This is a genomic window from Pseudonocardia sp. ICBG601 (assembly GCF_020496245.1).
Genome location: NZ_JAHLJA010000219.1, coordinates 1 through 25,911 on the forward strand (window position 1 = coordinate 1; position 25,911 = coordinate 25,911).

Annotated in this window: 28 protein-coding genes and 4 pseudogenes; 19 read left to right on the top strand and 13 right to left on the bottom strand. The window is 69.9% G+C overall.

Translation table 11 applies throughout. From position 1 onward, the window contains the following. Positions 1 to 83: 83 nt before the first annotated feature. On the bottom strand, positions 84 to 713 hold the full coding sequence (locus KPL57_RS61445; protein ID WP_226351297.1) for an IS607 family transposase: 630 nt from the start codon (positions 711 to 713) through the stop codon (positions 84 to 86). After that, positions 598 to 1,458: an NmrA family NAD(P)-binding protein gene (locus KPL57_RS61450; RefSeq protein ID WP_226359025.1), complete on the bottom strand. Its 861-nt coding sequence runs from the start codon at positions 1,456 to 1,458 to the stop codon at positions 598 to 600. The genes KPL57_RS61445 and KPL57_RS61450 overlap by 116 nt, the downstream gene beginning before the upstream one ends. Positions 1,459 to 1,553: 95 nt before the next feature. On the opposite strand from KPL57_RS61450, the gene KPL57_RS61455 reads away from it, so the two are divergent. The 4 genes and pseudogenes from KPL57_RS61455 to KPL57_RS61470 all read left to right on the top strand — a co-directional run. Beyond that, the gene (locus tag KPL57_RS61455) at positions 1,554 to 1,931 is read left to right on the top strand and encodes a helix-turn-helix domain-containing protein (RefSeq protein WP_226359026.1); all 378 of its coding nucleotides are present in this window, start codon (positions 1,554 to 1,556) and stop codon (positions 1,929 to 1,931) included. Positions 1,932 to 1,978: 47 nt separating this feature from the next. Beyond that, positions 1,979 to 3,019, top strand: a complete 1,041-nt coding sequence (locus tag KPL57_RS61460; RefSeq protein WP_374203972.1) for an IS5 family transposase — start codon at positions 1,979 to 1,981, stop codon at positions 3,017 to 3,019. Between the two features lie 210 nt (positions 3,020 to 3,229). Next, complete coding sequence (locus KPL57_RS73510) at positions 3,230 to 3,367, top strand: gallidermin/nisin family lantibiotic (protein ID WP_226359024.1); 138 nt, start codon at positions 3,230 to 3,232, stop codon at positions 3,365 to 3,367. Continuing rightward, positions 3,367 to 3,585, top strand: a pseudogene (locus tag KPL57_RS61470) (hypothetical protein); the annotation flags it as partial. The gene KPL57_RS73510 and the pseudogene KPL57_RS61470, both read left to right, overlap by 1 nt. Positions 3,586 to 3,643: 58 nt before the next feature. On the opposite strand, the pseudogene KPL57_RS61475 reads toward KPL57_RS61470, so the two are convergent. After that, positions 3,644 to 4,407 (bottom strand): annotated as a pseudogene (locus KPL57_RS61475) (transposase family protein). A 437-nt stretch (positions 4,408 to 4,844) separates the two neighbouring features. Between KPL57_RS61475 and KPL57_RS61480 the strand changes: the two are divergent. From KPL57_RS61480 to KPL57_RS61495, 4 genes are all read left to right on the top strand, one after another. Continuing rightward, entirely contained in the window at positions 4,845 to 5,120 is a 276-nt protein-coding gene (locus KPL57_RS61480; protein ID WP_226359027.1) for a hypothetical protein, read from the top strand. A 720-nt stretch (positions 5,121 to 5,840) separates the two neighbouring features. After that, positions 5,841 to 6,053: a MarR family transcriptional regulator gene (locus tag KPL57_RS61485; RefSeq protein WP_226358226.1), complete on the top strand. Its 213-nt coding sequence runs from the start codon at positions 5,841 to 5,843 to the stop codon at positions 6,051 to 6,053. A 169-nt stretch (positions 6,054 to 6,222) separates the two neighbouring features. After that, the gene (locus KPL57_RS61490; protein ID WP_226359028.1) at positions 6,223 to 6,381 is read left to right on the top strand and encodes a hypothetical protein; all 159 of its coding nucleotides are present in this window, start codon (positions 6,223 to 6,225) and stop codon (positions 6,379 to 6,381) included. Positions 6,382 to 6,574: 193 nt separating this feature from the next. Next, on the top strand, positions 6,575 to 7,873 hold the full coding sequence (locus KPL57_RS61495; protein WP_226359029.1) for a CitMHS family transporter: 1,299 nt from the start codon (positions 6,575 to 6,577) through the stop codon (positions 7,871 to 7,873). A gap of 102 nt (positions 7,874 to 7,975) precedes the next feature. Here KPL57_RS61495 and KPL57_RS61500 read toward each other — a convergent pair whose 3' ends face one another. Continuing rightward, the gene (locus KPL57_RS61500; protein ID WP_226358224.1) at positions 7,976 to 8,428 is read right to left on the bottom strand and encodes a hypothetical protein; all 453 of its coding nucleotides are present in this window, start codon (positions 8,426 to 8,428) and stop codon (positions 7,976 to 7,978) included. 132 nt (positions 8,429 to 8,560) lie between these two features. Then, positions 8,561 to 9,082: a hypothetical protein gene (locus KPL57_RS61505; protein ID WP_226358223.1), complete on the bottom strand. Its 522-nt coding sequence runs from the start codon at positions 9,080 to 9,082 to the stop codon at positions 8,561 to 8,563. A gap of 1,251 nt (positions 9,083 to 10,333) precedes the next feature. On the opposite strand from KPL57_RS61505, the gene KPL57_RS73515 reads away from it, so the two are divergent. Both KPL57_RS73515 and KPL57_RS68810 read left to right on the top strand, forming a co-directional pair. After that, positions 10,334 to 10,615 (top strand): histone-like nucleoid-structuring protein Lsr2, encoded by a 282-nt coding sequence (locus KPL57_RS73515; protein WP_226358229.1) that lies wholly within the window; start codon positions 10,334 to 10,336, stop codon positions 10,613 to 10,615. A gap of 10 nt (positions 10,616 to 10,625) precedes the next feature. Continuing rightward, positions 10,626 to 11,540, top strand: coding sequence for an Lsr2 family protein (locus KPL57_RS68810; RefSeq protein ID WP_264199793.1), 915 nt, complete (start codon positions 10,626 to 10,628; stop codon positions 11,538 to 11,540). A gap of 6 nt (positions 11,541 to 11,546) precedes the next feature. Here the strand turns inward: KPL57_RS68810 and KPL57_RS61520 are convergent, their stop codons facing one another. From KPL57_RS61520 to KPL57_RS61540, 5 genes are all read right to left on the bottom strand, one after another. Further along, the gene (locus KPL57_RS61520) at positions 11,547 to 11,990 is read right to left on the bottom strand and encodes a hypothetical protein (protein WP_226358222.1); all 444 of its coding nucleotides are present in this window, start codon (positions 11,988 to 11,990) and stop codon (positions 11,547 to 11,549) included. Positions 11,991 to 12,169: 179 nt separating this feature from the next. Then, complete coding sequence (locus KPL57_RS61525) at positions 12,170 to 12,547, bottom strand: hypothetical protein (RefSeq protein WP_226358221.1); 378 nt, start codon at positions 12,545 to 12,547, stop codon at positions 12,170 to 12,172. Positions 12,548 to 12,568: 21 nt separating this feature from the next. After that, on the bottom strand, positions 12,569 to 13,219 hold the full coding sequence (locus KPL57_RS61530) for a transposase (protein WP_226351147.1): 651 nt from the start codon (positions 13,217 to 13,219) through the stop codon (positions 12,569 to 12,571). 368 nt (positions 13,220 to 13,587) lie between these two features. After that, positions 13,588 to 14,958 (bottom strand): IS1634 family transposase, encoded by a 1,371-nt coding sequence (locus tag KPL57_RS61535; protein ID WP_226359030.1) that lies wholly within the window; start codon positions 14,956 to 14,958, stop codon positions 13,588 to 13,590. Positions 14,959 to 15,332: 374 nt separating this feature from the next. After that, positions 15,333 to 16,171 (bottom strand): IS5 family transposase gene (locus KPL57_RS61540; RefSeq protein ID WP_226359041.1). Its coding sequence is split into 2 segments (ribosomal slippage): positions 15,333 to 16,054 and positions 16,054 to 16,171, totalling 840 coding nucleotides; the frame shifts between segments, so codons are not numbered across the junction. A gap of 173 nt (positions 16,172 to 16,344) precedes the next feature. Here KPL57_RS61540 and KPL57_RS73520 point away from each other — a divergent pair. From KPL57_RS73520 to KPL57_RS61555, 3 genes and pseudogenes are all read left to right on the top strand, one after another. Next, positions 16,345 to 17,292, top strand: a pseudogene (locus tag KPL57_RS73520) (glycosyltransferase family 2 protein); the annotation flags it as partial. Between the two features lie 137 nt (positions 17,293 to 17,429). Beyond that, the gene (locus KPL57_RS61550) at positions 17,430 to 17,735 is read left to right on the top strand and encodes a hypothetical protein (RefSeq protein WP_226359043.1); all 306 of its coding nucleotides are present in this window, start codon (positions 17,430 to 17,432) and stop codon (positions 17,733 to 17,735) included. Positions 17,736 to 17,749: 14 nt separating this feature from the next. Next, positions 17,750 to 18,692 (top strand): annotated as a pseudogene (locus tag KPL57_RS61555) (IS5 family transposase). Here the strand turns inward: KPL57_RS61555 and KPL57_RS61560 are convergent. Beyond that, on the bottom strand, positions 18,667 to 20,130 hold the full coding sequence (locus KPL57_RS61560; protein ID WP_226359031.1) for an HAD-IC family P-type ATPase: 1,464 nt from the start codon (positions 20,128 to 20,130) through the stop codon (positions 18,667 to 18,669). The pseudogene KPL57_RS61555 and the gene KPL57_RS61560 overlap by 26 nt on opposite strands. A gap of 126 nt (positions 20,131 to 20,256) precedes the next feature. Between KPL57_RS61560 and KPL57_RS61565 the strand changes: the two genes are divergently transcribed. The 3 genes from KPL57_RS61565 to KPL57_RS61575 are packed head-to-tail and all read left to right on the top strand — an operon-like array spanning position 20,257 to position 21,334. Further along, positions 20,257 to 20,475: a hypothetical protein gene (locus tag KPL57_RS61565; RefSeq protein WP_226359032.1), complete on the top strand. Its 219-nt coding sequence runs from the start codon at positions 20,257 to 20,259 to the stop codon at positions 20,473 to 20,475. A 17-nt stretch (positions 20,476 to 20,492) separates the two neighbouring features. After that, positions 20,493 to 20,867, top strand: coding sequence for a cupin domain-containing protein (locus KPL57_RS61570; protein WP_060714438.1), 375 nt, complete (start codon positions 20,493 to 20,495; stop codon positions 20,865 to 20,867). A 38-nt stretch (positions 20,868 to 20,905) separates the two neighbouring features. Continuing rightward, the gene (locus tag KPL57_RS61575) at positions 20,906 to 21,334 is read left to right on the top strand and encodes an META domain-containing protein (protein ID WP_226359033.1); all 429 of its coding nucleotides are present in this window, start codon (positions 20,906 to 20,908) and stop codon (positions 21,332 to 21,334) included. Between the two features lie 144 nt (positions 21,335 to 21,478). Here the strand turns inward: KPL57_RS61575 and KPL57_RS61580 are convergent, their stop codons facing one another. Next, a complete protein-coding gene (locus KPL57_RS61580) occupies positions 21,479 to 22,291 on the bottom strand; it encodes an alpha/beta hydrolase family protein (RefSeq protein ID WP_226359034.1) in 813 nt (270 codons plus the stop codon). 15 nt (positions 22,292 to 22,306) lie between these two features. On the opposite strand from KPL57_RS61580, the gene KPL57_RS61585 reads away from it, so the two are divergent. The 3 genes from KPL57_RS61585 to KPL57_RS71380 all read left to right on the top strand — a co-directional run bounded on the left by KPL57_RS61585 (position 22,307) and on the right by KPL57_RS71380 (position 25,171). Continuing rightward, the gene (locus KPL57_RS61585) at positions 22,307 to 23,521 is read left to right on the top strand and encodes a macrolide family glycosyltransferase (protein WP_226359035.1); all 1,215 of its coding nucleotides are present in this window, start codon (positions 22,307 to 22,309) and stop codon (positions 23,519 to 23,521) included. Between the two features lie 127 nt (positions 23,522 to 23,648). After that, on the top strand, positions 23,649 to 24,863 hold the full coding sequence (locus KPL57_RS71375; RefSeq protein ID WP_226359036.1) for an alpha/beta fold hydrolase: 1,215 nt from the start codon (positions 23,649 to 23,651) through the stop codon (positions 24,861 to 24,863). After that, a complete protein-coding gene (locus KPL57_RS71380) occupies positions 24,860 to 25,171 on the top strand; it encodes an alpha/beta hydrolase (protein WP_226359037.1) in 312 nt (103 codons plus the stop codon). Before KPL57_RS71375 ends, KPL57_RS71380 begins: the two co-directional genes overlap by 4 nt. Before the next feature lie 7 nt (positions 25,172 to 25,178). Here the strand turns inward: KPL57_RS71380 and KPL57_RS61600 are convergent, their stop codons facing one another. Then, positions 25,179 to 25,610: a YdcF family protein gene (locus KPL57_RS61600; protein WP_308253373.1), complete on the bottom strand. Its 432-nt coding sequence runs from the start codon at positions 25,608 to 25,610 to the stop codon at positions 25,179 to 25,181. Positions 25,611 to 25,911 lie beyond the last annotated feature (301 nt).

Genomic DNA, 25,911 nt, shown 5'->3' on the forward strand with positions numbered 1-25,911 from the left:
GACAGCACCAGACACTTCACACACTGCTCGTGAAGCTCGAGATGTCGTTGAAGACGTCAATACATTGGATTTCTGCCAACCCGTCACGTCGGAGGTCCCTGCTCCTGCAGGCGTGCCTGCGCGGCATCAAGCAGTCGTTGCTGATTCGTCTTTGACCGCAACTGATAGAACCGACCAGAAAAGGACGCAAGTAACGCCATGAAGTCATCCATCAGCTCTTCAAGCAGCGACTTGTCCGCATGAGCATGAACAGTCTCAACTGCAACTCCGACCTGCGCCAGATACCGCTCAATATAGGCGACACCAAACCGAGCCAGTCGGTCACGCCACACTACGCGAACTACCGTGAACCGCCCAGCAGCGGCGTCATCAAGTAGCCGAGTCAACCCCTTCCGATTTTCTCGCAAACCGGACGCGCGATCACGATACACTCGGAATACTGTCCCCCTGGACGTCTCCCGCAACACCGATTCCTGGTTCGCCAACGACGACTCCTGACCCGTCGAACCAGAAACACGACAATACAACGCCTCAACCCGCTCCGCCGCTTCCGGCTGAATCGGTTCGCGCCCAAGGAAGACATCAAGATCAGCACGATCAAACAAACGCTGACCAGAGGCTGAAACTCGACACGGCAGCCGACCCTCTCGGGCAGCCTTCCGAACACCCACCACCGACATGCCCATGTACTCGGCAGCTCGCGCTATACGCATCTAAAGCAGTATGAGCTAGTACCGGATACTTTGTCAACAGTCGATGAGCCTCGTCGAGCGGGATCCGGCGGTGGGTCACCGGCCGCCCGGACTCCGCGGCGATGGTCGCGGCCAGCTCGTCGTAGGTCCACAGCGGACCGCGCAGTTCGTAGGCGCGCCCGGCGTGCTCGCCCGGCCCACCCGCCACGACGACGGCGGCCGCCCGCGCCAGGTCCGCGATCGTGGCCGTGTTCAGCGCCCGGCCGCCGTCCGCGGCGATCGTCTCCCCGGCCTCGACCGCTGCCCGGACCACGGCCGGGTTGACGAAGGAGTCGGAGTAGAAGGTGTTGCGCAGCGGCGTCACCGGAAGTCCGGAGTCGCGCAGCAGGCCCTCGGTCACGGTGTGGTCGGCGAGGAAGCCGGGCGCGTCGGGCCGGTCGGCCCCGACGGCGCTGGTGTAGACGACGTGCCCGACGCCGGCCTCGGCCGCGGCCCGGACCACGTTGCCGTGCTGGCGCTCGCGCACCCCGGGGGTCACGTCGGAGCCGGACACGAAGAGCAGACCGTCGGCACCGGGGAACGCCGCCTTCAGCGAGGCCGGGTCCTCGTAGTCGCCGACATGCACCCGGACCCCGGCCGCCGCCAGGTCGGCGACCTTCTCCGCGGACCGGGCGAGCACGCCCACCTGCTCCGCCGGCACGGTCTCCAGCAGCGCCCGCACGGCCGCGCCGCCCAGCTTCCCGCTCGCTCCGGTCACGATGATCATTGCTGTCTCCCCATCTCGTCGTGGACGGTGGCCACACTGCCCGATAAGCTTTCGATCGGTAAGTACGTACCTAGGGGTAAGTAGGTGGGTGCACGGTGAGCACGCAGGTGGAACGGCGCACGGGTCTGTTCTCGGGTGACGCGTTCGACAGCAGCTGCCCGTCGCGGTCCGTCCTCGACCACGTGACGTCGAAGTGGGCGGTGCTCGTCCTCGTCGTCCTGTCCCGCGAGGACCACCGGTTCTCCGCGCTCCGCCGCGCCGTCGGTGGGATCAGCGAGAAGATGCTGGCGCAGACCCTGCGCACCCTGGAGAACGACGGGTTCGTGCACCGCGAGGTCGCGCCGACCACCCCGCCGCAGGTCAGCTACGGCCTGACCGAGCTCGGCCGCGGCGTGACCGGACACCTCGCGGGGCTCGTCGGCTGGATCGAGGACCGGATCCCCGAGGTGCTGGCGGCGCGCGAGCGCGCCTAGGCCCCGCCGCCCCGGCGCTCGTGGCGGGTCTGAGAGCGTGTTTGGAAATGGTGGGTGTGTCGGGATGGTCGACACGGCTGGGGTGCTCCATCGTGGTCGGCATGCAGGAACGACCGCGCCGGTACCCCTCGGACACCAGTGATGCCCAGTGGGTGGTGATCGAGCCGTTGTTACCGCCGCTCGCGCGGCGGGGGCGGCCTGTTGCTCATGCTCGTCGGGACGTGCTGGACGCGATCTTGTATGTCGTGCGGACCGGGTGTGCCTGGCGGGCGTTGCCGGTGGACTTCCCGCCCTGGCAGACCGTCTACTGGTACTTCAACCAGTGGGAACAGCAGAAGGTCACCGAGAAGATCCTCCCGGTCGTGCGGGGGCAGTTACGTATCGCCGAGGGCCGTGATCCGGAGCCGAGTGCGGGGATCATCGATTCCCAGTCGGTCAAGGGCGCCGACACCGTCGGCCAGGACTCCCGCGGCTACGACGCCGGGAAGAAGACAGGCGGACGGAAACGGTTCATCGTGACCGACACCCTCGGTCTGCTGCTGACCACGATGGTGTGCTCGGCCTCGGTACAGGACCGCGACGGCGCCAAGCCGATCCTGCTCAACCTCTACCTGCGCACCAGGGTGCGGTTCGTCTACGCCGACGCCGGCTTCGCCGGGCGACTGCTCGACTGGGCCGCCACGATCCTGCAGACAACGATCGAGATCATCCGCAAGCCACCCGAGCAGCGCGGATTCACCGTCCTCCCACGAAGGTGGGTGGTCGAACGGACCCTGGCCTGGCTCACCGCACACCGACGCCCGAGACTACGAACGCCACCCCACCACATCCGAAGCCATGATCCGCTGGGCCGCGATCAACACCATCACCCGCCGCATCGCCCGTGGATACCCCGCCACCCGCCAGCAGAAACACACGACACCCTCAACCCACTAGAATTTCCAAACACGCTCTCAGGTCCACACTCCTTGATCGGAGTTACACCGATGTTCTTACAGCCCCCCGACGCTCTGCGAGGTAACAAGTCTAGCGCCCGATTTAAAGGCTGCAAAAGTGACAGTCTGTCGTTGTATAGATGCACCCCGTAGCTGTGACGACTATGTGACTTTCGTCGGGCATAGTCTTGCTTGGCGAGCATGCCGCCGGCGAGCTGCTCGAAAAATGAAAGGAACGACCCAATGTCTGATTTCGATCTGGGAGGCTTATTCAGGGACGCTCAACAGACTGCTGCGTTGAGACGCTGACCTGGGGAAGCGCCTCGCTCCATGATCACCCTGAATAAGCCTCTGGATGTCCGTATGGATGCGCCAGCAAGCTCGAACAACACCTCGAGAGTCACGAGTAAGTCGCTGTGCACTCCGGGTTGCATCACGGGAATGATGCATTGCACTACCCGCTCGTGCAGCGGCGGCTGTTCGATCGTGATCTCACGCTGATCGCTTTCCTCGGATGGTGGCGTAGCAGAGATGTTGCGCCACCATCCGAGGAGTTCCGTGGACAGGCTGTTGATCTGTAAGAGTCCACCCTGAGTACCGCGGTCTGCGGTATCACTGGGGAGCTGGGCATCGCGCGGGGTACGTTGCGGGACTGGCTCACGAACTACGGCCCCGGGAACAAGACCGCAGCCGATGCCAGCAGGTATCCTAACCCAGTAGGGGCCACGCGCATCCCGTTGGCAGTGACGCAGACCCCAGAGGCTTATTCAGGCTCCGTCAGGTAAGTGCGTAGAAGATGAGTCCGATGACTGCCGAGATCGTCGTTTTAAATGTGGCGTAGGGTCGGCGGTAGTCTGTGTGGAGAACTTTCCACGTTTTGATATGGGCGATGACTCGCTCGATGGTGGCGCGTGTGCGGTTGAGGCTCTTGTTGAATGTTTTCTGCCAGTCGAGAAGTTCCCGGCCGGGTTGTTTTTGAACGGGGTGAGCATGCCGCGCCCGATGTAGCCTTTATCGCCGATCGGTGGGTATGTGGCGAGGTGGTCGCGGGCGCCGGATTGGTCGAGGCAATGTAGGTCGTGTCGGGAGCCTGGGGTCGGGTCGGAGATCCACGACAGCTGCCCTTCCAGGGTGGCTGCGACCTGGACGACGACGCCGGTGGTGCGATGCTTGCCCGACCACAGACCTGGTACGGCGGTCCATGACCAGCAGGGCAGTAGGGTTCCGTCGATGATGTACTGCCGATCGGCACGAAGCTCCTCCGCCGTCGGAACGACACTCCGCAGTGCCTGCGCCAGCAACGGTGTCACCCCCGCGATCGCTCGACTGACCGTCGACTGCGACACCCCGTAGGTTTCCGCCAACTCCCACTGCACACGATTCCCGCGCAGATACGCCAACGTGATCACCACCGACCAGAACAATCCCAGAATCGGCGGCCAAGGCCGTCGCAGGCCAGTCGCGTTCCGCTGATCCTGCTCATGCACCAGAGCGGCAAGATCCTGAATCTCATCACGCCGAAAGCCAGTGGTATAGTACATACTGCGACAACCCGTTCATCTTGGATTGATTCGGCAAATTAATCTTCGCGATGGACGGGCTGTCGCCCAACCCGACACGCCGGGCTAGATCGTTATTTCACGGGCCCTGAATAAGCCTCCGGGTCGCCGCCTTCGCATAGTCCTGGCGCGGCGGCGTTCAGTTCGGCTCTGCCGTGCAGGTCTGTCTAGGTTTTTCTCGGGTCGTCTTCGGCTGGTTGTAGCGCCGCGTGCTGTAGCTGCTGTGGGGCTGCCGTGGGCCCGATGGTGTCCGTTATCTCCTGTTTGTTCTGCTTCTTCCTTTTTGGGGTGAGGTTTGCGTGTCTGTTGCTGTGTCGTCATCTGGAGTGTCCCGGCTGGTGCCGCGTCGATCGTCGCGTCGAGTGTCGGACCGGCCGCTGGACCGGGCGTTGGATCACTCGCCAGACCGGTCGGGTCAGTTGTCGTTGTTCCCGCCGGAGCGGGTGCGGGTGCGCCGCCCGAAGTTCGCGCCGCACCCGGTGCGTGCTGCGGTGTCCCGGTTGGGGTCGGGGGTGTCGTCGGTGCCGGTGCTGATCGCCGCTGGTGGTGTGGGGTTCGCGGTGTTTGTGCTGGTGGAGGCGATGTTCCCGTCGGCCGGGGACTGGTCGTCGCCGCGGATCGTGATGGGCTTGGCGGCGGTGGTGACCCGGGCCCTCGACCGCCGGCGTGGTGTGGGGCGGGGTGGTCGGCGGTGAGCGGGTATCGGCGTCGCGCCGCCGCTGCTGGTGCTGGCGCGGGCTGCCGGGCCGCGGTGGAGCGCCCGGTCCTGCGTAGGCGGCGGGGAAGAGCCAGCTGGTCTGGTGACCCGGGCCCTCGACCGCCGGCGTGGTGTGGGGCGGGGTGGTCGGCGGTGAGCGGGTATCGGCGTCGCGCCGCCGCTGCTGGTGCTGGCGCGGGCTGCCGGGCCGCGGTGGAGCGCCCGGTCACTCTGGTCGAGGGCTTGGAGCTGGCCCGGCGGGGGTCTGTCGCCGCAGGCGCGGTGGGAGACCCAGACGGCGAAGCTGGCGGCCTGGCGGCGCACCACCAGCCAGGGCCCCGGCAAAGTCGTGATAGACGGTGGGAACCGTCCCCCGCGGCCTTCTGATTGCCGCACTGCACCTGTCTGTGACCAGCTATAGCGCCGCGCGGCGCCGCAACGGTGCCGCGTGTCACGGCCCACCACAAGATCATCTAGCGACTTTGCCGGGGCCCTGCACCACCAGCCCTGGTGGGGCTGCCGAGTCGTTCCCAGACGCCCCGGCTCCGGCCCCGGACTTGGCTGCGTCGGCGCCGGTGTCGGTGGTGGCGTTGCCGGCGGGGGGGCGGGTGTCGCCGTGCCGGCGGCGTTGACCGCCGCCGACGTCGTGTCCCGACCGGCCTCGGTCGAGGGGCCCGATGCCGCGGCCGGGGCCGAGTGCAGCGCTGAGCCTGGCGCTGTGAGTGGGTTGTCGCCTGCGCAGCGGGAGGTCTACGCCGCCCTGGCCGCCGGGCACACCCGGACCGGGGACATCGCCGCAGCGACTGGCCGGAAGGCCCCGGCGGTGTCGAAAGCACTGACCGCGCTGGCCGGGGCCGGGCTTGCGGTCAAGACCGGGCGCTGCTGGAGCGTCTCGACCGCGTCGGGTGGCACGGCGCGGGTGGGGGCCTGAGCGCGTTCGGTGTCCGGGTGAGGCAGACCAGCGGGACCCCGGAATTTTCGTCACGCATCGTGGTCTTTAGTTTCTTTATGGTCAAATCTTGTGGACACTGGCCGGTGGCTGGTTACTGTCCGCAAGTCGGCCGATGGGGCGTGGCCCCGGCAATGATGCGAGGACCTGCATGCTTATCGCTCTGGGGTCCGCGATGATCGCGGTCTTCATGTACTTGATCTTGTCGAAGCGGCTCGCTCCGACGTTGGCGCTGGTGTTGGTGCCGTTGACCTTCGCTCTGGTCGCGGTTGGTACGGGGGTCGCCAGGGCCCCGGCAAAGTCGCGATAGGCGGCGGTAGTCGCCCCACGCGGCCTTCTGATTGCCGCGCTGCACCTGCCCGGGACCAGCTATAGCGCCGAGCGGCGGCGCAGCTGCGCCGCTTGTCACGGCTCGCCACAAGATCATCTAACGACTTTGCCGGGGCCCTGCGGGGGTCGCGGAGTCGGGTGAGGACGGGGTCGTCAAGTCGATCACGTCGGCGATGAAGGATTTCGCTCCGACTGCGGTGTTGTTGTTCTTCGCGATCATCTTCTTCGGGACGATGATCGATGTCGGGTTGTTCGATCCGTTGATCCGGTTCGTGCTGCGCGCGGTGAACAACGACCCGGTCCGTCTGGTGGTGCTGACTGCGGTCCTGGCGGGGGCGGTGTCGCTGGATGGGGATGGGTCGACCACGTTCATCATCACGGTCTCGGCGTTGCTGCCGATCTATCTGCGCCTCGGGCTGAGTCCGGTGGTGTTGACTGTGGTGGCGAATCTGGCCAACGGGGTGCTCAACATCCTGCCGTGGGGTGGACCGACCGCGCGGGCGGCGACGGCGCTGAAGGTGTCTCCCTCGGAGCTGTTCAACCCGATGATCCCGAGCATGGTGCTGGGGATGGCCACGGTGCTGATCCTGGCCTGGTTCCTCGGCCGTTCGGAACGTCGTCGGCTTGCCAGGGCCGGGCGGCCGTTGCCGATCGTCGCCGATGAACTCGAGGGTGTCCTCGAGCCCGTCGGTGCCGCGCCTGACCCGGGCGGTGCTGGTGCTGACGGTGCTGGTCCTGCGGGACAGTCCGCGCCTGCCGCGGCTGTCACAGCTGGTGCTGGCGGGGATGCGGCAGGTCCGGGGGACGGGTTCATCGACGCAGGTGGGGTGCTGGATCCGAACAGGCCGACGCTGCGCCCGAAGTTGATCTGGTTCAACCTGGTGTTGACCGCGGCGCTGTTGGTGGTGTTGGGGCTGGATGTGTTGCCGTTGTCGCTGGTGTTCGTCGCCGCGTCAGCGATCGCGTTGGTCGTGAACTTCCCTCGCCCGGCCGATCAGGTCACCGCCGTGACCGCGCATGCCAGCTCGATCGTGGCGGTGGTCGCGATGGTGTTCGCCGCGTCGGTGTTGGTCGGGGTGCTGTCGGGTACCGGGATGGTCGCGGCGATGGCGAACGGGATCGTCACGGCGGTCCCGGCGGAGGTGGGCAGCTGGTTCGCGGTGATTGTCAGTGTGCTGAGTATGCCGTTGACGTTCTTCCTCACCAACGACGCGTTCTACTTCGGGATCCTGCCGATCTTGTCCGAGGCGGCCGGGCATTACGGCATCTCGCCGGTGGAGATGGCACGCGCCTCGATCATCGGGCAGCCGGTGCACATGACCAGCCCCCTGGTCCCGGCGATGCTGCTGCTGGTGTCGCTGGCCAAGGTCGACCTCGCTGATCATCACAAGAAGGTCATCTGGCGGGCCGCCGTGTGCTCGCTGGTGATGATGGCAACGGCGATCGCGCTGGGAGTCATCCCCCTCGGCTGACCAGCGCGACTGAATGGCGCCGCTGAACGGCGCTGTTGTTGCCACCCCCGGTGGGGCGGCCCCGACTCCCCGGGGGCCGCCCCACCGGCGTGCGTGGGTGCCCTACCAGCGGTAGCTGAACTTGTCGATCTTGAAGCCCATTTCGCGGAAGTAGGGGCTGACGACCTGGATGGTGACCGGTCCGCTGTGGCCGTCGTTGGTGACGGTGTGGCGGGTGGTGTATTCGCCGCGGTTGTCGGCGTCGCTCATGGTGAACTCGAACTCGTAGGTGCCGGGTTCGAAGAAGCGGATGGTGATGAACCCGCCATCGACCTCGCACCACAGGGGGTCACCTGGGCGGCATTCGGGGTTCCCGCCGGGGCGCACGGTGGACTGGCTGGACTGGCCCTGGCCGTAGGGCTGCCCGGGTGGTGGTGTGTCGGCGGCGCTGGCGGCGGGGGCCAGGAGCAGGGACGCGGCCAGCGCGGCCGCGGCGGTCAGTCCGGCCACGGCACGGCGGGCGATGCCGTGTCGGCGGGAACCTCGTGTAGCCCTGTCGGGAAGCATGATCGTCACGCAATGAGAGTAGGGCACGAACTGTGCGTGGCCGGTAGACGCCTGTTGGTCACACGGACGGTCGCCTGAACAAGGGAGGGGAGTCTGCGTCGCTGTTGACAGCTGTCGTCCCGTGGGGGTGTCGGCTTGTTGTCAGGTGGTGAGGCGGGCGCGGATGGCGTCGATGGGTTGGGTGTAGCCGGTGGGGCTGTTGATGGTGCGGCGTAGGTGGCGGTGGATGAGGTCGAGGGTGTCGGGGGCGGTGATGCCGGGTCGGTCGGGGTCGATGCCGATGCTGTGGTGGTCGAGGAGGTGTTCGACGGTGTAGAGGTGGTCGTTCATGACGCCTCGGACGCGTCGGTCGAGGGTTTTGGCCAGGGCGACGGTGTCGGGGTCGAGTTCGCCGAGGGCGTCGGTGGGGAGGTCCGCGGCGTCGAGGGCGGCGTGGATGCGTGCCACGAGCAGGGGGCCGGGTGGGCGCAGGTCGTGGACGCGGATGTCGGGGATGAACACCGAGAATAGGGTGTCGGCGTGGGTGAGTAGGAGGCATTTGCGTGCGCGGAGCCAGGCCAGGTGCAGGTACCAGTCGTCCCCGGTCGGGGGGAGGGTGGGGAGCTGGTCGGGGCGTTGCCGGATGGCGGTGAGTACTTTCGCGGTGGCGCGCACGATCATCATCGGGAGGGTACGGGACCGCTTCGTGTCCGGTCCGCTGTCTCATGACCTGGCGTGGGTGCCGTTCTGGTTACCGTTGCAGGGGTCGGGTTCGCGATATTTCTGATTGGCGGGGTCACGGTGCGGTACGAGCATTCCAGGATGTCGGGTGCGGGTAGGTCGTCGGGTTCGGGTGGGGCGCGGCGGGAGCCGGGTCGTCGGGTGCCGGATCGGCGGGCGACACCCTCTGCGGGGCCGTGGGGGCCGTCGCCGTCGGGGGGTGTGGAGCGGTCGTATTTTTGTCGGTCGTGCAAGTTGACGGCGGTGGGGATCAGTGTCCCGACCGGTTGGTATTTGTTGGAGCGGTCGCCGGGTGGTGGGGGTCGTCATCTGCGGTTGGGGATGTATTGCTCGTTGGCGTGTGTGTTGTCGGCTGCGGAGGATTTGAAGCTGGGGGAGCGTGAGCATGCTGTACGTCTGGGGACGTCGGTGGATGCGGAGCGGGATCGGGCTCGGGTGTTGGAGCGGGCGGAGACGATGATCCGTCGGGGGATGTCGGCGAAGGCTGCCGCGGATGTTCTTCAGGTGCCGCCGGCGGCGTTGCGGACGTGGTTGAAGGCTGCGGGGATCCCTGTGGTTCCTGATCCGGTGGAGGCGCCGACGGTGACGCCGGTGTTCGCTGCCCCGGGCAGCGTCCCGCCCTCGGCGGCCGGGGCGGGACGTGCGGGGCCCGGCGCGGTGCAGGCCGTGCCGGTGTCGCAGGTGGGTGCTGGGGCGGGGGCGCCCGACGCCGAGGCTGATGGTGAGGTCGGTGTCGGGTCCGGGGCTGTTCGGGGTGAGGGTAGCGCTGGGCAGGCCGGTTCGACAGGTCCGGGGTTGCAGAAGGCCACGCAGCAGAATGCCGTGCAGAAGGAGCCGTCCGGGGCGGCACCGTCCGGGTCGAGGGGTGCGGGGTCGAGGGGGGCCGGCCGGAAGGGTGTGGTGCCGGGTGGGGTGAAGCCGGGTCAGGATCCGGTGTTGGGGAAGTACACCTCGCCGCGGGCGTTGTTGCATCATTGGCGGCAGGTGGAGCGGATCGCGGATCTGGAGATCGGTGCGGTCCCGGCGGGGGTGGGGAAGTCGGGGCATCCGCAGGGGTTCGCCGCGACGGTGTCGGCGCGTCTGTTGGTGGGCGACACTGCGGGTGAGGTCGTGGTGTGTACGGCGACGGAGGGGGCGAAGATGAAGGCGTGTGACGTCGCGGCGTATGCGTTGGCGAAGATCCTGCGACCGATCATGGACACTGCCGCCGCCGCTGCGGCAGGTGCTGGCGCCGCTACGTCCGCCGCGGCGGCCGGGGCTGCCGCTACTGCGGCTCCCGCGCCGGTCTCTGCCCCTGCCCCTGCCCCTGGCTCGTCGGCGGTGTCGGTGTCGGCGGTGTCGGTGGTTCCGGATGCGCGGTTGGTGCGGGAGTGGGCTCGGGAGAACGGCTACACCGTCGGTGAGCGGGGGCGGCTCCCAGCCCATGTCCGGGACGCCTACCTCGCTGCGGTAGCGGGTCCAGGGTCGTCTGGGTGAGCATGGGCGGGTGAGCAGACCCGACCCGGACGCCGGGGTACTGGACGGCGCGGTTCCCGCTGCTGCGGTGCCCGATGCTGTGGGGTCGGGTGTGGCGGGGGAGATTGTGCGGGTTCGCCGGTTCGCGGAGGTGGTGCGGGCGGCGCGGCGGGCGGCGCGGGGTGTGGAGTCGCATCCGGTGTGGGGTGATCGGGAGGCTGAGGCGCTGACCGCGGTGCGGGTGGTGTCGGCGTTTCTGGATCATCACGCCCACACCGACGTCGCTCAGGTGTTCGTCAACACCCTGCTCCGCGACCTGGCCGACCTCACCGTTCTCGGAGAGGTCCACCGGGTCAGCGAGGTCGGGGCTCACGCCTCCGCGGCGGTTGTCACCGGGTCAGCCCAGGCCGGCGTCGTGGCTGCTGCTGGTGCTGATGGAGCTGGTGCTGGCGATTCGGTTCGTGATAGGTCGGAGCGGGTCCGGCGTCGGCGCTCGGCCACTCGCCGCGTTATCGCGCATGAGGGGGATGTGCCTCTGGCCTTGTGGCCGCTCGGCGACGTTCCCTCCGACATTGTTCACGACATTCCCTGCGCCACCGCCGGCGTCATCAGCGGTCCCGAGATCGGCCCTGAGGTCGGCACCAGCTCTGGTGTCAGGGCCGGTGCTGCTGAGGATGTGTCGGGCGAGGAGGCCGCGGGTGGCGCCGCGGTCGGTCGGGACCAGGGCGGTCCCGGGAAGGCTGCGCCGACCCCGACCCCGACTTCGACTTCGCCGCCGAGGTCGTCGGTGTCGGTGGGTGCGGTGCGGGTGTGGGCGCAGGCTCAGGGTTATCCGGTGGGTGCGCGGGGGCGGTTGTCGGGGCAGGTGCGGGATGCCTATCTACGGGCCCATCCGGAGTTGCTCGATCCCGGCGGGTCGGGCCTGGAGACTGGTGGTCACTGCTGATTCGGGTCAGGGGGTGAGGCCGACCCGTCGGTAGGCGGCGGTGCGGTCGAGGTGGGTGATGGTCAGGTCGTCGCCGCCGATGGCGATGGTCAGCACTTGGATCTCGTCGGGGCTGTACTGGTCGGGCAGTGTCCGGGCGAGGGTGGTGAAGCCGCGGTGCATGGTCTCGAGGGCGGTGGTGGTGCCGTGGTCGACGGTGTCGGCGATGACTTCGATCCGGACGGTGAGGTGCTCGCCGCCGAGGTCGTCGGGGTCGTAGCCGTGTTCGGCGGGAGGCTGGGTGGGTCCGGCGTAGGCGTCGGCGATGCGGCCGTGTCGGCAGAGCCCGGAGAAGTAGCTCATCAGGGCGTAGGAGGCCTGGTAGAGGTCTTTGTTGCCGCGGACGGTGAAGTCCTGGCTGGCGATGACCAGGATGTCGTCGGGGCCCATCGGGTCGGAGCGGTCAGACACGGGGACCAGTGTAGAAGCGCCCGGTGTGACCGTCGCCCGGCGTGGGGCGCCCGGGGGGTGTGGGAGAGCCCCGCACCCCGGGGGTTGTCGGCACCCTGTGCTGTCGGTGCCGTGGCCGCTCGGAGTGCGGGGCTCTGTTCTGCACGCGCGGGGCAAATGACCGCGTTGTGCGGGGGGTGTTACTTGTGGCCCTTCACGGTGTCGCCGGTGTCGCTGGCCTGGGCGCAGTTATCGGACTGGTCGGTGACCGAGTCCCCAGACTTGGCCTTGGCCTCTCCGAGGATGCCGAGGGCGCCGGTGAGGCCGTTCGCAGCGGCGGCGTCCTCGATGGGGACCTGCAGGCCGACGAGGTTGACCGGGATGTTGTTGTTGCACACCTGCACGGGCACGTTGACGTTGTTGCCGTTCAGCCCGGCGATCAGGCCTTCGGCGCTCTTGTCGATCCCGTGGTCACCATGGTCACCCCGGTCGCTGCTGGTGTGGGCCATCGCCACCGGCGAGAGCGCCATCAGCGATGCCGCCGACGCAGCCACGACAATTCCGGCCTTCTTCCACATCACGCATGTCCTCCAGGAGGCTTATTCATAAGCCGCAAAGAAGTAGAGGCCTACGATTGCCGCAACTGTGCTTTCGTATTTGCTGATGGGGTAGCGGTATCGGCCACCTTCTTCGCTGAGCATGCGCCATGTTTTGAGGTGCGCGATGGCGTGTTCGACGGCTGCGCGGATTCTGCCGAGGGCGGTGTTGAACTCGACTTGGCTGGGGTCGAGGTCGATACCGGGGGATCGCTTGTGCGGGACCGTGTTGATGCCCTCGACGCCGATGTAGCCGAGGTCGGCGACGGACGGGAGATCGCGCAGACGCTCCGCCAGCCCGGATGCGGCGTAGGCATGTGCGTCGTGGCGGGCGCCGTGAATCGGGACTTCGCCGACCGCGACGAGGACTCCGTCGAGGGTGGCGGCGATCTGCAGGTTCATGCCCGAGTAGCCGGCCTTGACCGAGAACAGGTCGGACACTGCGTTCCAGTCCCACGTCGGGCACACGGTGCCATCGACCAGCACTGTTCCGCCTCCGAGGACCTCCCGCGGGTCGGGCACGACGTCGGCGAGGACCTCGCCGATCACCGGGCGCAGCAGGTCCCAGCGGCGACTGACCGTGGACTGGCTGACCCCGAAGATCGCGCCCGCGAAGTCCTGGGTCACGTTCTTGCGCATCAGCGTCACCACCATGGCCACTGACCGGAACAAGCCCAACGCAACAGGCCTACCTGCAGAAACGAACTTGCCGCCGCATCGGGCGTGTACTCTCACCACCAGATCGGTGAGTTGTCTATCGTCCAACCCTGTCATAGCTTTGAATCGCAACAGCTCTTCGCCGATCCTCGTTCGATGCCTGGGAACACCGAACAAACCGGCAAGGGCTGTTGCACTTCAAGCGCGACACACCGCCGTGCCGGTATCGAGACAAAATCGCCGGTGACGGCTTCCGCAGATCAACAGAATTACTCCCTTGTGAATAAGCCCCCCGTTCATCTTGGATTGATTCGGCAAATTAATCTTCGCGATGGACGGGCTGTCGCCCAACCCGACACGCCGGGCTAGATCGTTATTTCACGGGCCCTGAATAAGCCTCTCAGCCTCTCGCAGACCCAGGACGGTTCACCCTTCAACCCGACCAACCGGTATGCCCGAGCCAAGGAGGCCTCGTCCAGGGCGCGGGAGCCGTTGGTGACCTTGACGAACCGCGGTGTGCGCGCGGGCTTCTCGCCGGCGATGACCTCGCGGGCCCGGTTCTCCTGCAGGGTCAACGTGCGCCGGTCCCGGACGGCCCGCTTCGTGGAGTAGGCCCAGACCGCCCGCCAGGATCCCGGATGCTGGTTGGGGTTCCAGACGGGCTCGGCCTTGACCTTCGGGCTGTTCTCGCTGCGCCCGGTGCGGCGGTCGCGTGGTGTGAGGGTGTCGATGATCTGCCCGTCGACGAAGGCGTCGCCGTGCCAGTGGAAGTGCGACTCCAGGTCAACCGGGGCCTTGGTGAGTCGGGAGCCGACGATGAACCGCAGGCCGGCCTCGTCGAGGTCGCGCAGGTTCGCGGCCGAGAGCATCCCTGCGTCGGCGACCACGACCATCCCGCCCGGCTCGACCGGCAGCTGGTGTCGGGCCCGGAAGGCCTCGATGATCGGCAGGATCGTCGCGGTCTCGGTCTTGTTGCCCTCGAAACAGCCGATCTCGAGGGGGAACCCTGCGCGATCGACCAGCAGCCCGACGACGACCTGCGGGTCGACCCGGCGTTCCTTGGAGAACCCGACCTTGCGCAGGTCGTCCTCCTTCTCCGCCTCGAAGTAGAGGGTGGTGACGTCGTAGAGACACAACGACACATCCCCACTGCCACGGGCGTGGGTGAAGCAGGCCCTCGCGATCTCGTCGCGGTAGCTGCGCCCGGTGCAGCGCAGCAGGGTGCGGCGCATCGTCTTTTCGCTCGCCGCGGTGACGCCCAGACCGGCCAGCACCCGACCGGTGTCCAGGATGGACGTGGGCTCGACGATCCGGGCGATCACCAGGTCGCGGAACGTGTCATCAGCGACCTCTGCGAACCCGAGGCCCGCGTAGACCTCGGCGAGGATGTCGAACAGCACCCGCGACCCGGTCGTGATCACCTGCGGCGCACCCACCCGCCGGGTTGTGGTGCTCGGGGCGCGCCGCGGCATCTGGCCGAACAGCCCCTCCTGCGTGGCACCGCCGGCCGCGGTGGGCGCGATCAGCTCGGCCCGCCGGGGTGACGGCGCGACGCCCAGATCCAGGGCCTGCTGTGCAGCGTCGTCGATCAGCCCACGGGCCTGCTCGACCAGCAGGCCCAGCTCGGCCTCGGTGTGCGCTGACCCGACATGGGCCACGATCCGTCGATGGCCCTGCACGGACTCGGCGATCTGGACCGCGGTCGCCCGGAGGCCGTCCGTACCCGCCTCACCCACGCCACCTGACCGAGCGTAGAGCACCGAATTAGTGCCTCACACCGCTCCCGCGCAAACACATCACCGCAGCTCAGCGCAGTACAAGCTGCGAAACCAGGCTCGGGTGACCAAAGTCAGGAGGACAAGGAGGTGGCCGAGCCCGAACTCATCACGGCATGATCTGACCTGTAGAGACCCTCGCGAGCGACTTACACCACCCGGGGGGACGTCACCTTGCGGCATCGTTGCGGTCATCTCCGAACCCGCGTTGTGATCCCGGGTCCGGTGCCGGTTCCGCGCGGACGCTTCACTCCCTCACGCGGTGCCACGGGAGAACGGGCCACGGGCCCGTCTGCGGCGGAGCAAGCTATAGACTTAGAGCGTGTTTGGAAATTCTAGTGGGTTGAGGGTGTCGTGTGTTTCTGCTGGCGGGTGGCGGGGTATCCACGGGCGATGCGGCGGGTGATGGTGTTGATCGCGGCCCAGCGGATCATGGCTTCGGATGTGGTGGGGTGGCGTTCGTAGTCTCGGGCCAGGCGTCGGTGTGCGGTGAGCCAGGCCAGGGTCCGTTCGACCACCCACCTTCGTGGGAGGACGGTGAATCCGCGCTGCTCGGGTGGCTTGCGGATGATCTCGATCGTTGTCTGCAGGATCGTGGCGGCCCAGTCGAGCAGTCGCCCGGCGAAGCCGGCGTCGGCGTAGACGAACCGCACCCTGGTGCGCAGGTAGAGGTTGAGCAGGATCGGCTTGGCGCCGTCGCGGTCCTGTACCGAGGCCGAGCACACCATCGTGGTCAGCAGCAGACCGAGGGTGTCGGTCACGATGAACCGTTTCCGTCCGCCTGTCTTCTTCCCGGCGTCGTAGCCGCGGGAGTCCTGGCCGACGGTGTCGGCGCCCTTGACCGACTGGGAATCGATGATCCCCGCACTCGGCTCCGGATCACGGCCCTCGGCGATACGTAACTGCCCCCGCACGACCGGGAGGATCTTCTCGGTGACCTTCTGCTGTTCCCACTGGTTGAAGTACCAGTAGACGGTCTGCCAGGGCGGGAAGTCCACCGGCAACGCCCGCCAGGCACACCCGGTCCGCACGACATACAAGATCGCGTCCAGCACGTCCGACGAGCATGAGCAACAGGCCGCCCCCGCCGCGCGAGCGGCGGTAACAACGGCTCGATCACCACCCACTGGGCATCACTGGTGTCCGAGGGGTACCGGCGCGGTCGTTCCTGCATGCCGACCACGATGGAGCACCCCAGCCGTGTCGACCATCCCGACACACCCACCATTTCCAAACACGCTCTGAGGCACGGGCGGGCCCTGTCCGGGGGGTGGTGCGTCCCACACTCCGTGGTCCCCACAGGTCGGTCTCAGCGTCGTCACAGCGACGGTGAGCAGGATAGGGCTCATGGCGACGACTCCCGACGTACCGACCTGGGTGGGTGAGCTCGACCGGCTCGCCCCGGCCCGCGACCTCGAGGTCGATCCGCGGTTCGCCGCGGCACGGCTGCTGGTCACCGTCGGTGGCACCCCGCAGGGCCAGGTCACGGTGCCGCTGAGCGGCGGCCGGGCGACGGCCGCGGAGCTCGCGCTCGCCGTGGGCGGGCTGCCCGCGGCCGACACCGTCGCCCCCGCGCCGTCCGCGAACCGACCCGGTCACCGTGGTCGTCGCGACGCGCAACCGTCCCGAGTCGCTGGCCCGCTGCCTGCGCGCGGTCCTCGCCTCCGATCACCCGGCTGTCGGTCGTCGTCGACAACGACCCGGACGACGAGCGGACCGAGCTGGTCGTGCGTGCCGCTGGCTCCGACCGGGTCCGCTACGTCCGCGAACCGCGTCGCGGCGCGTCCATCGGGCGCAACCGGGTCTGGCCGAGGCGCGCACCGAGATCGTCGCCTTCACGACGACGACACCGAGGTCGACCCCGCCTGGGCCTCCCGCATCGCCGGCGCCTTCGCCGCCGCCGATCCCGAACTCGCCTGCGTCTCCGGCCCCGTCCTGGCCGCCCGCCTCGCCAGCCCCGAGGAACGCGCCGCCGACGTCGCCCTGGCCTGGCACAAGGCTTCACCCCGCGCCGGTTCACCCTCGCCGAACCCCCCGCGGACTCCCCGATCTTCCCCTTCGCCCCCGGCCTGTTCGGCATCGGGCGCCAACCTCGCCGTCCGCGCCAGCGCCGCCCGCGCCGTCGGCGGCTTCGACGAGGCCATGGGCCCCGGCACCCCCACCCACGGCGGCGAGGACTGCGAGTTCCTCGTCCGCATGATCCTCGCCGGCCACGTCCTGGGCTACGCACCCGGCGCCTACCTGTGGCACCACCACCGCCCCGACCAGGCGGCGCTGACCGCCCAGCTCGAGGGCTACGCGATCGGGCTGGGCAGTTTCCTGGCCAAGGTGGCGCTGTCCCGCAGGGCCGGTCGGTCGCGCTGCGCCGGCTCCCGGCCGCGGTCGCCCGGCTGCGCCACATCTCCGACCGCGAGGCCGGCGCCGGCGACGCCATGCCCGACAGCGGGTTGGTCGAGCGGGGTAGCCGGCTCGCCCGTGGCGGCTGGGCCTACCTGCAGCGGTCCCGTGAGGTGCGCCGCAACGGTGGCGCGGTGCCGCCGATGCGGCTGCCCGAGCGGTCCGCGCTCGTCCCGGCGCACATCCGCCGTGCCGCCGAGGCCGCGCGGGTCCGCGCCGAGGCGGCCGCCCACGCCGCCCACGTCGGCCCGACGGCCGTCCCCGCCCCGCGCCCCGACCAGCAGGCCGAGGCGGACGACGACCGCGGGGCCGCAGAGCTCGCCCGGAACTCCGCGGCCTGAGAGCGTGTTTGGAAATGGTGGGTGTGTCGGGATGGTCGACACGGCTGGGGTGCTCCATCGTGGTCGGCATGCAGGAACGACCGCGCCGGTACCCCTCGGACACCAGTGATGCCCAGTGGGTGGTGATCGAGCCGTTGTTACCGCCGCTCGCGCGGCGGGGGCGGCCTGTTGCTCATGCTCGTCGGGACGTGCTGGACGCGATCTTGTATGTCGTGCGGACCGGGTGTGCCTGGCGGGCGTTGCCGGTGGACTTCCCGCCCTGGCAGACCGTCTACTGGTACTTCAACCAGTGGGAACAGCAGAAGGTCACCGAGAAGATCCTCCCGGTCGTGCGGGGGCAGTTACGTATCGCCGAGGGCCGTGATCCGGAGCCGAGTGCGGGGATCATCGATTCCCAGTCGGTCAAGGGCGCCGACACCGTCGGCCAGGACTCCCGCGGCTACGACGCCGGGAAGAAGACAGGCGGACGGAAACGGTTCATCGTGACCGACACCCTCGGTCTGCTGCTGACCACGATGGTGTGCTCGGCCTCGGTACAGGACCGCGACGGCGCCAAGCCGATCCTGCTCAACCTCTACCTGCGCACCAGGGTGCGGTTCGTCTACGCCGACGCCGGCTTCGCCGGGCGACTGCTCGACTGGGCCGCCACGATCCTGCAGACAACGATCGAGATCATCCGCAAGCCACCCGAGCAGCGCGGATTCACCGTCCTCCCACGAAGGTGGGTGGTCGAACGGACCCTGGCCTGGCTCACCGCACACCGACGCCTGGCCCGAGACTACGAACGCCACCCCACCACATCCGAAGCCATGATCCGCTGGGCCGCGATCAACACCATCACCCGCCGCATCGCCCGTGGATACCCCGCCACCCGCCAGCAGAAACACACGACACCCTCAACCCACTAGAATTTCCAAACACGCTCTGAGGCCTACAGCCCGTAGGACTTGCCGATGATGTCGCGTTGGATCTCGCTGGTCCCGCCGTACACCGTCGAGACCACGCTCTGGCGCAGCAGCCGCTCCATGCCGTACTCGGTGGCGTAGCCGTAGCCGCCGAGCATCTGCATCCCCTCCAGGGACAGGTGCTTGGCGAGTTCGGTGGCCTTGAGCTTGGCCATCGACGCCTCGCGCGGGAACAGCGCTCCGGCCGGGGCCTCGTCGATCACCCGCGCGGTGTCGTGCACCAGGAGCCGGGTCGCCTCCAGCTCGGTGGCGTTGTCGGCGATGCGGTGGCGCAGGGCCTGGAAGGTGCCGACCGGACGGCCGAACTGCTTGCGCTCCTTGTCGAACAGCACCGTGTCGACGGTGCGGGTGCGCTCCAGCGCGAGCCGGTCGGTGACCAGCACCCCCGACCGCGCCGCGCGGGCCGTGGAGATGGCGATGACCAGCGGGATCGCCAACCCCAGCGCGTGCGGGCAGGCGATCACCAGCACGGTGACGGTGCGGGTGACCGCCTGCGCGGTGTCGCCGAGCAGCGTCCACGCGGCGAAGGTCGCCACCCCGGCACCCGCGGCGAACCAGAACAGCAGCGCCGCCGCGCGGTCGGCGAGTGCCTGGGCCCGGGAGCGCGAGGCCTGCGCGTTCGCGACCAGGCGGCGGATGCCCGACAGTGCGGTGTCCTCGCCGACGGCGTCGACCCGGACCCGCAGCGCGGAGTCGGTGGCGACGGTGCCCGCGACCACGCGGTCGCCGGTCCCGCGCGCGACCGGCCGGGACTCGCCGGTGATCATCGACTCGTCCACCTCGGCAGCACCGTCGACGACCGTGCCGTCGGCGGGCACCCGGGCGCCGGACCGGACCAGCACGACGTCGCCGACGGTCAGGTCGGCCGGTGCGACCGTGCCGATCGCGCCGTCGGCCCCGATCCGCTCGGCGGTGTCGGGCAGCAGCGCGGCCAGTGCGTCGAGGGCTCCGGACGCCTGGCCGAGCGCACGCATCTCGAGCCAGTGCCCGAGCAGCATGATCACGACCAGCAGCGCCAGCTCCCACCAGAAGTCCAGCCCGCCGACGCCGAGCGAGCTCAGCAGGCTCGCCACCCACGCGACGCCCACCGCCATGCCGATCAGCAGCATCATCCCGGGCCGGCGCGCCCGGATCTCGGCGACGGCGCCGGACAGGAACGGCCACCCCGGCCAGAAGAGGATCACGGTGCCGAGCACCGGTGGGACCCACGCCGACCACGCCGGTGGCGTGTACCCGAGCAGCATCCCGGTCATCGCGCTGAACCCGACGACGGGGACGGCGAGCACCAGTGCGACGACGAACCGGTCCCGGAACGCCGCCGCGTGGTCGGCGTGCCCGTGTCCCGAGTGGTCGTCGTGCCCTCCGTGACCACCCCCGGGGTGCGTCCCGTGCTCCTGCGGGGCCGAGGCCGCCCGTGGCCCGCCGTGCATCGTCTACCTCCCGACGTCGTGGACGCCCGCTGGAGCGTTAATACCCCCCCAGGGTATTCCCCCGGTGCGGTTCCCGCGGGGTACCGTCGCGGTCGTCCCGCGGGGACACCACGGGAGGTGGTCGGCGTGGTCAGGGTCGAGGGGCACTGGCGCAACCGCAGCTGGGTCGCCGCGCACTACCGACACCCGATGCGGCCCGGCGCCGCCCAGACGGTGCTCGTCGCGCCGCCCGCCTGGTCGGTGTGCATCGACCTGTCCGCGCACGGCGGACCGTTCCCCGCCGAGCCGGTGGACGGGCGCCCCGCGCCACCGCTGCCCGCACCCCGGCCGCCCGCCGAGCACTGAGGCGGCAGGATGGTGCGGTGCCGAAGCTGATCGAGAACGCCAGCCGGGTCACCGCCGCCGGGACCCCGCCCAAGACCATCGACGAGTACGTGGGCCGGGTGAACTCCGGCGACGACGCGGTGTCGGTCGCCCACATGCGCAGCCCGTCCGGCTGGGCAGAGCCCGGCCAGACCCCGGAGTTCGACGAGTACACCCTGGTCCTGCGGGGCGCGCTGCGCGTCGAGTACGACGGCGGCGAGCTCACCGTGGCCGCCGGGCAGGCCGTGCACACCGCGCCGGGGGAGTGGGTGCGCTACAGCTCGCCCGGTCCGGAGGGGGCGGAGTACGTGGCCGTCTGCCTGCCCGCCTTCGAGATCGGTGCCGCGCACCGCGACGACGAGGCCGGGAGCTGACCGCCCCGGCCGGGGCCGCGATCCGGTACACCGGGGAGGTGACGAACCGGACAACTGCACTCGCCGCACTCGCCGCCGCCGCGCTCGTCCTGTCCGGCTGCGGTGCGGCCGGCGATCCCGACGGCGCGGCGGACCGCGACGGCCCGCGCGCCGCCGAGGCCTCCGACCTCACCGGCGTGCGCTGGCTGCCCGCCGACGGCACCGCGCAGGGCCGCGCGTTCGCCGAGTTCGCCCCGGACGGCACCTGGACCGGCTCGGACGGCTGCAACGGGCAGAGTGGCGAGTGGACCCTCGGCGGCGACGGCGCCCTGCGCGCGACGGCGGGCCCCAGCACGCTGATCGGCTGCGAGAACGTGCCGGTCGCGCGCTGGGTCTCCGGGGCCGTCCGCGTCGAGACCGACGGTGAGGCCCTGCTCCTGCACCCCGCGGCGGGCGAGCCCGTCCGCCTGGTCCCCGCGCCCCGCTGACACCCCGCCCCGCCCTGCCCCGCCCCACCTCGCCGACACGGCACCCCGGCCGACGCCGAGCCGCACGTTTCCGCCCCGCGCGGGGCGGAAACGTGCAGCTCGACGCCGGCCGCGACCGTCGAACGCCGCGGAACCGGGACGGGGTCAGTGGGGGAGCGGCAGCCAGTCCAGGACGTCGCGGATCCGGGCCTCCCAGTAGCCCCACTCGTGCTCGCCGGGGCCGAACGACGAGGTCACGGCCACCCCGGCGGCCCGGGCCCGCTCCGCGAACCGCACCGACTGCGGGTGCAGCGGGTCCTCGGTCCCGGCACACACGTACAGGGCGGGCGCCGCTCCCGGGTCGAGCCGGTCGAGCAGCGCGAACAGGTCGGCGTCGCTCCCGGCCACCGGGGCGCCGTCGAAGATCCGTTCCCAGATCCGGGGGTCCTCCTCGCGCGGCGGACCCGCGGCCAGCGCGGCGAGGTCCAGCGCCCCGGACAGCGACGCCGCTGCCGCGAAGCGGTCCGGCTCGGACAGTGCCCAGGACAGCGCACCGTAGCCGCCCATCGACAGCCCGGCCACGAACGTCTCCGCCGGGTCGGCCGACACCCGGAAGAACCGCGCCACCAGCGCGGGCAGCTCCTCGGTCACCCAGGTGCGGTAGCGGCCGCCGTAGGCCTGGTCGGTGTAGAAGCTGCGGTGCACCTGCGGCATCACCACGGCCAGCCCCAGCTCGTCGGCGTAACGCTCGACGGAGGTGTAGCGGGTCCAGGCGGTGTCGTCGTCGGACAGGCCGTGCAGCAGGTAGAGCACCGGCGGCGGGGCGTCGAGGTCGCGCACCCCGCCCCCGATCCGGGTCCGCGACGGCTGGGGCAGCAGCACCGTGACCGAGGTGGCCAGTCCGAGGGAGTCGGCGACGACGTCGCAGCGCAGCCGGGCCATCCGGCGATACTCGTCGGCGCGTCCCGGGACGGTCAAGGCAGACTCGCGGGTGTGCACGTCCTCATGTCGACCACCGCCGCGCACGGCCACGTCCACCCGAACCTGCCGGTGATGGCCGAGCTGGTCGCACGTGGCCACCGCGTCACCTACCCGGTCCCCGAGCGGTTCGCCGAGGCCGTCGCCGCGACCGGGGCGACCCCGTTGCGGATCCGCACCGACCTGCCCGACCCGGCGAAGGGCGAGCAGTGGCCCGACGGCGGCGTCGCGGCGATGCGGCTGTTCTCCGCCGAGGCCCGCTCCGCCTACGAGCAGATCGCCGACGCGCTGCAGTACGAGCACCCCGCCGTCGTCTGCTACGACGGCTCCGGCTGGGCCGGGCACGCCTTCTCCCGGGTCCGCGGCGGCATCTCGCGGGTCGAGCTGGCCCCGCACATGGTGGCCTGGGACGGCTTCGAGACCGACATGGCAGAGGCCTTCGCGTTCCTGGAGACCCCGGAGGGGCTCGCCTGGCGGGCCGAGTTGGACGCCTGGCTCGACGAGGTCGGCGCGGGCGTCGGGAACCGGGAGTTCCTCGGCCGGCCGGACCGCTCGGTGGTGCTGATCCCGGAGGCGATGCAGCCCGAGCTCGACCGGGTCGACCGCGACCGCTACACCTTCGTCGGCCCGGTCATCGGCGACCGCTCCCACCAGGGGCTGTGGCCCAAGCCGAAGGCCCCGTTGCTGCTGGTGTCACTCGGCTCGGCCTACACCGACCGGCCCGCGTTCTGGTGGGACTGCATCGAGGCCATGACCGGCACCGGCTGGCAGACCGTGCTCGCCACCGGCCCGCACGTCTCCCCGGCCGACCTCGGCGCGATCCCCGACGACGTCACCGTCCGGGAGTGGGTGCCGCAGCTGGCGGTGCTGGCGCACGCGTCGGCGTTCGTCACCCACGCCGGGATGGGCGGCTGCACCGAGGGCCTCTGGCACGGGGTGCCGATGGTCGCCGTGCCGCAGGCCGTGGACCAGTTCGGGAACGCCGACCGGATCGCCGCGCTGGGGGTGGGGGAGCACCTGCCCGCCGACGCGGTCACCCCGGAGAGCCTGCGCGACGCGGTGCTGCGGGTGTCGTCGTCGGAGGAGGTCGCGCGTCGCTGCGCCGAGGAGAAGGCGACCGCCCGTGCGGCCGGCGGGGCCGCGGCGGCCGCGGACGTCATCGAGGGACTGGTGCCGTCCGCACGGTGCGCGACCTGCGCGCTCGTCGGAGGTTGTGGCGGTCGAGGCTGAGACGTCCGTTTCTCGTTGATCCGTTCGGGCTACCGTCGGGCGTGGCGATTGTGGACGCAGCGTCGCCGGTGGCACGGTCTGGCTCTCGGTCGGGGGGCGGGCGCGTGCGCCCGGAGAGGTGGAGCCGGTGCGCAGGACGATCATCACGCTGCTCGTCGCCGTGGGGGTGACGCTCGGGACCGCCGGTCCCGCCGTCGCCGCGCCGGCGGCACCCGCGCCGCCCCCGCCGGGGGCGGGCATCGTCTGGGGCGCCTGCACCAGCCCGTCGCTGCAGCAGGCCAAGGCCGAGTGCGGCTTCCTGAAGGTCCCGCTGGACCACGCGAAGCCCGCCGGCAAGAAGATCGAGATCGCGGTCTCGCGGATCCGGCACACCGTCCCGCAGGCGCAGTACCAGGGCGTCGTGCTCGTGAACCCGGGCGGACCGGGCGGCCCCGGGCTGGGCCTGTCCCGGCTCGGCGCCGCCGTCCCGAAGAACGCCGGCGCCGCCTACGACTGGATCGGCTTCGACCCGCGCGGGGTCGGCACCAGCCGGCCCGCGCTCAGCTGCGACCCCGACTACGGCGGCTACGCGCGCCCGGACTACCGGCCGGAGAACGGCGCCGAGAAGGCGTGGCTGCCGAAGGCCAAGGCCTACGCCCAGGCCTGCGGGAAGGCCGGCGGCGAGCTGCTCGCGCACCTGCGCACCGAGGACACCGTCCGTGACATGGACCTGATCCGCCAGGCGCTCGGCGCGAAGCAGATCAACTACTACGGCTTCTCCTACGGCACGCTGCTCGGCCAGGTCTACGCGACGATGTTCCCGGACAAGGTCCGCCGGATGGTCCTCGACGGCGTCGTCGACCCCCGCGACTGGTGGTACCGGGCCAACCTGAACCAGGACGTCGCGTTCCAGCGCAACATCGAGACCTTCTTCGACTGGGTCGCCAAGAACGACGCCGTCTACCACCTCGGCAACACCGGTGACGCCGTCGAGAAGCGCTTCTCTACGCGCTCTACGACGAGTTCCGGAGGGCCCCGCTGGGCGGGAAGATCGGCTCCTCGGAGTGGACCGACATCTTCCTGCGGGCCGGCTACAACGTGGCGGAGTACACCTCCGTCGCCGACGCGTTCGTCGCGGGGGCGAAGAAGGACGCCGCGACGCTCAAGGCCGCCTTCGACCAGGCTGGCTCGCCGACCGACGACAACAACTACGCCGTCTACCTCGCCACCCAGTGCACCGACGCCCCGTTCCCGCGCGACTGGGCCACCTGGAAGCGCGACAACACCGCCACCGACCGGAAGGCGCCATTCGAGACCTGGGGCAACGCCTGGTACAACGCGCCCTGCCGGGACTGGCCGGTGAAGCCAGGGCCCGCCCCGAAGGTCGCCGGGACGCTGAAGACCGGTCCGCTGCTGATCTCCGAGACCTACGACGGAGCCACCCCCTACGCCGGCGCGCTGCAGGCCCGGCGGACCTTCCCCGGCTCGTCGCTGATCGAGGGTGTCGGGGGGCACACCCACTCGTCGTCGCTGTCGGGGATCGCCTGCACCGACGACGCGGTCGCCGACTACCTGCTCACCGGCGTGCTGCCGAAGCGGACCGGCGGGGACCGGTCGGACAAGCAGTGCCCGCCGCTGCCACCGCCGTCCCCGACGACCGCGGGCAGCTGAGCGGGGCTCAGCCGGCGAGCAGCACGAGCGCCAGCGGCACCGGGACGGCGACCAGCGCCAGCAGCACCGCGTTGGCCACTCGGTACTCCCGCAGCACGGCGACGAACTCGCGCAGCACCGCGCTGGGCCAGTAGTAGCCGGCGGTCGGCGCCCCGACGGCCTGGGCGTCGATGCCCAGCCGCCGGGCCAGCAGCGCGGCCCGCAACGCGTGGTAGTTGCTGGTCACGATGACCCCGGGGCCGTCGCCGACCAGCGCCGAGCTGAACCGCAGGTTCTCCTCGGTGGTCCGCGAGCCGGTCTCCGCGGTCAGCACCGCCGGGTCGGCGCCGTGCGCCGCGGCCCAGCGGGCCATCGCCTCGCCCTCGGCGAGCCGCTCGTCGTCGCCCTTGCCGCCTGACAGCACCAGCCGCCCGGCGCCACGCCGGGCCAGCTCGTCCATCCGGTCGCGATCCGCGACGCCAGCAGCGGTGGCACCTCGCTGCCGTGCAGCCCGGAGCCGAGCACGACCACCCAGTCCGCGGGCCGGTCGCGCACCAGCCACCGGTAGAGCCACGCGTAGCCGAGGAACGCGGCGAACTGGAACGCCAGGAACGCCGCCGCGAGCAGGCAGGCCAGCCACAGCGCGCGCAGCACGAGCGAGTCCAGCGCCAGCACCGGCCAGACGGCGACGAGCAGGCCGATGATCGCCAGGCCGGTGAGCAGTGACAGCGAGTTGCCGAGCGAGAGGCGCTCCCGGCGGA

Bases quoted from the DNA above. Each gene is read 5' to 3' on its own strand.
- KPL57_RS61505 (WP_226358223.1), bottom strand. From the start codon at position 9,082: ATGATGATCGTGCGCGCCACCGCGAAAGTACTCACCGCCATCCGGCAA.
- KPL57_RS61600 (WP_308253373.1), bottom strand. From the start codon at position 25,610: ATGGACGAGCTGGCCCGGCGTGGCGCCGGGCGGCTGGTGCTGTCAGGC.
- KPL57_RS61560 (WP_226359031.1), bottom strand. From the start codon at position 20,130: ATGCACGGCGGGCCACGGGCGGCCTCGGCCCCGCAGGAGCACGGGACG.
- KPL57_RS61460 (WP_374203972.1), top strand. From the start codon at position 1,979: ATGGTGGGTGTGTCGGGATGGTCGACACGGCTGGGGTGCTCCATCGTG.
- KPL57_RS73510 (WP_226359024.1), top strand. From the start codon at position 3,230: ATGGATGCGCCAGCAAGCTCGAACAACACCTCGAGAGTCACGAGTAAG.
- KPL57_RS61450 (WP_226359025.1), bottom strand. From the start codon at position 1,458: ATGATCATCGTGACCGGAGCGAGCGGGAAGCTGGGCGGCGCGGCCGTG.
- KPL57_RS61530 (WP_226351147.1), bottom strand. From the start codon at position 13,219: ATGGTGGTGACGCTGATGCGCAAGAACGTGACCCAGGACTTCGCGGGC.
- KPL57_RS61490 (WP_226359028.1), top strand. From the start codon at position 6,223: ATGCTTATCGCTCTGGGGTCCGCGATGATCGCGGTCTTCATGTACTTG.
- KPL57_RS61550 (WP_226359043.1), top strand. From the start codon at position 17,430: ATGCCCGACAGCGGGTTGGTCGAGCGGGGTAGCCGGCTCGCCCGTGGC.
- KPL57_RS61445 (WP_226351297.1), bottom strand. From the start codon at position 713: ATGCGTATAGCGCGAGCTGCCGAGTACATGGGCATGTCGGTGGTGGGT.
- KPL57_RS61495 (WP_226359029.1), top strand. From the start codon at position 6,575: ATGAAGGATTTCGCTCCGACTGCGGTGTTGTTGTTCTTCGCGATCATC.
- KPL57_RS73515 (WP_226358229.1), top strand. From the start codon at position 10,334: ATGGACACTGCCGCCGCCGCTGCGGCAGGTGCTGGCGCCGCTACGTCC.
- KPL57_RS61525 (WP_226358221.1), bottom strand. From the start codon at position 12,547: ATGTGGAAGAAGGCCGGAATTGTCGTGGCTGCGTCGGCGGCATCGCTG.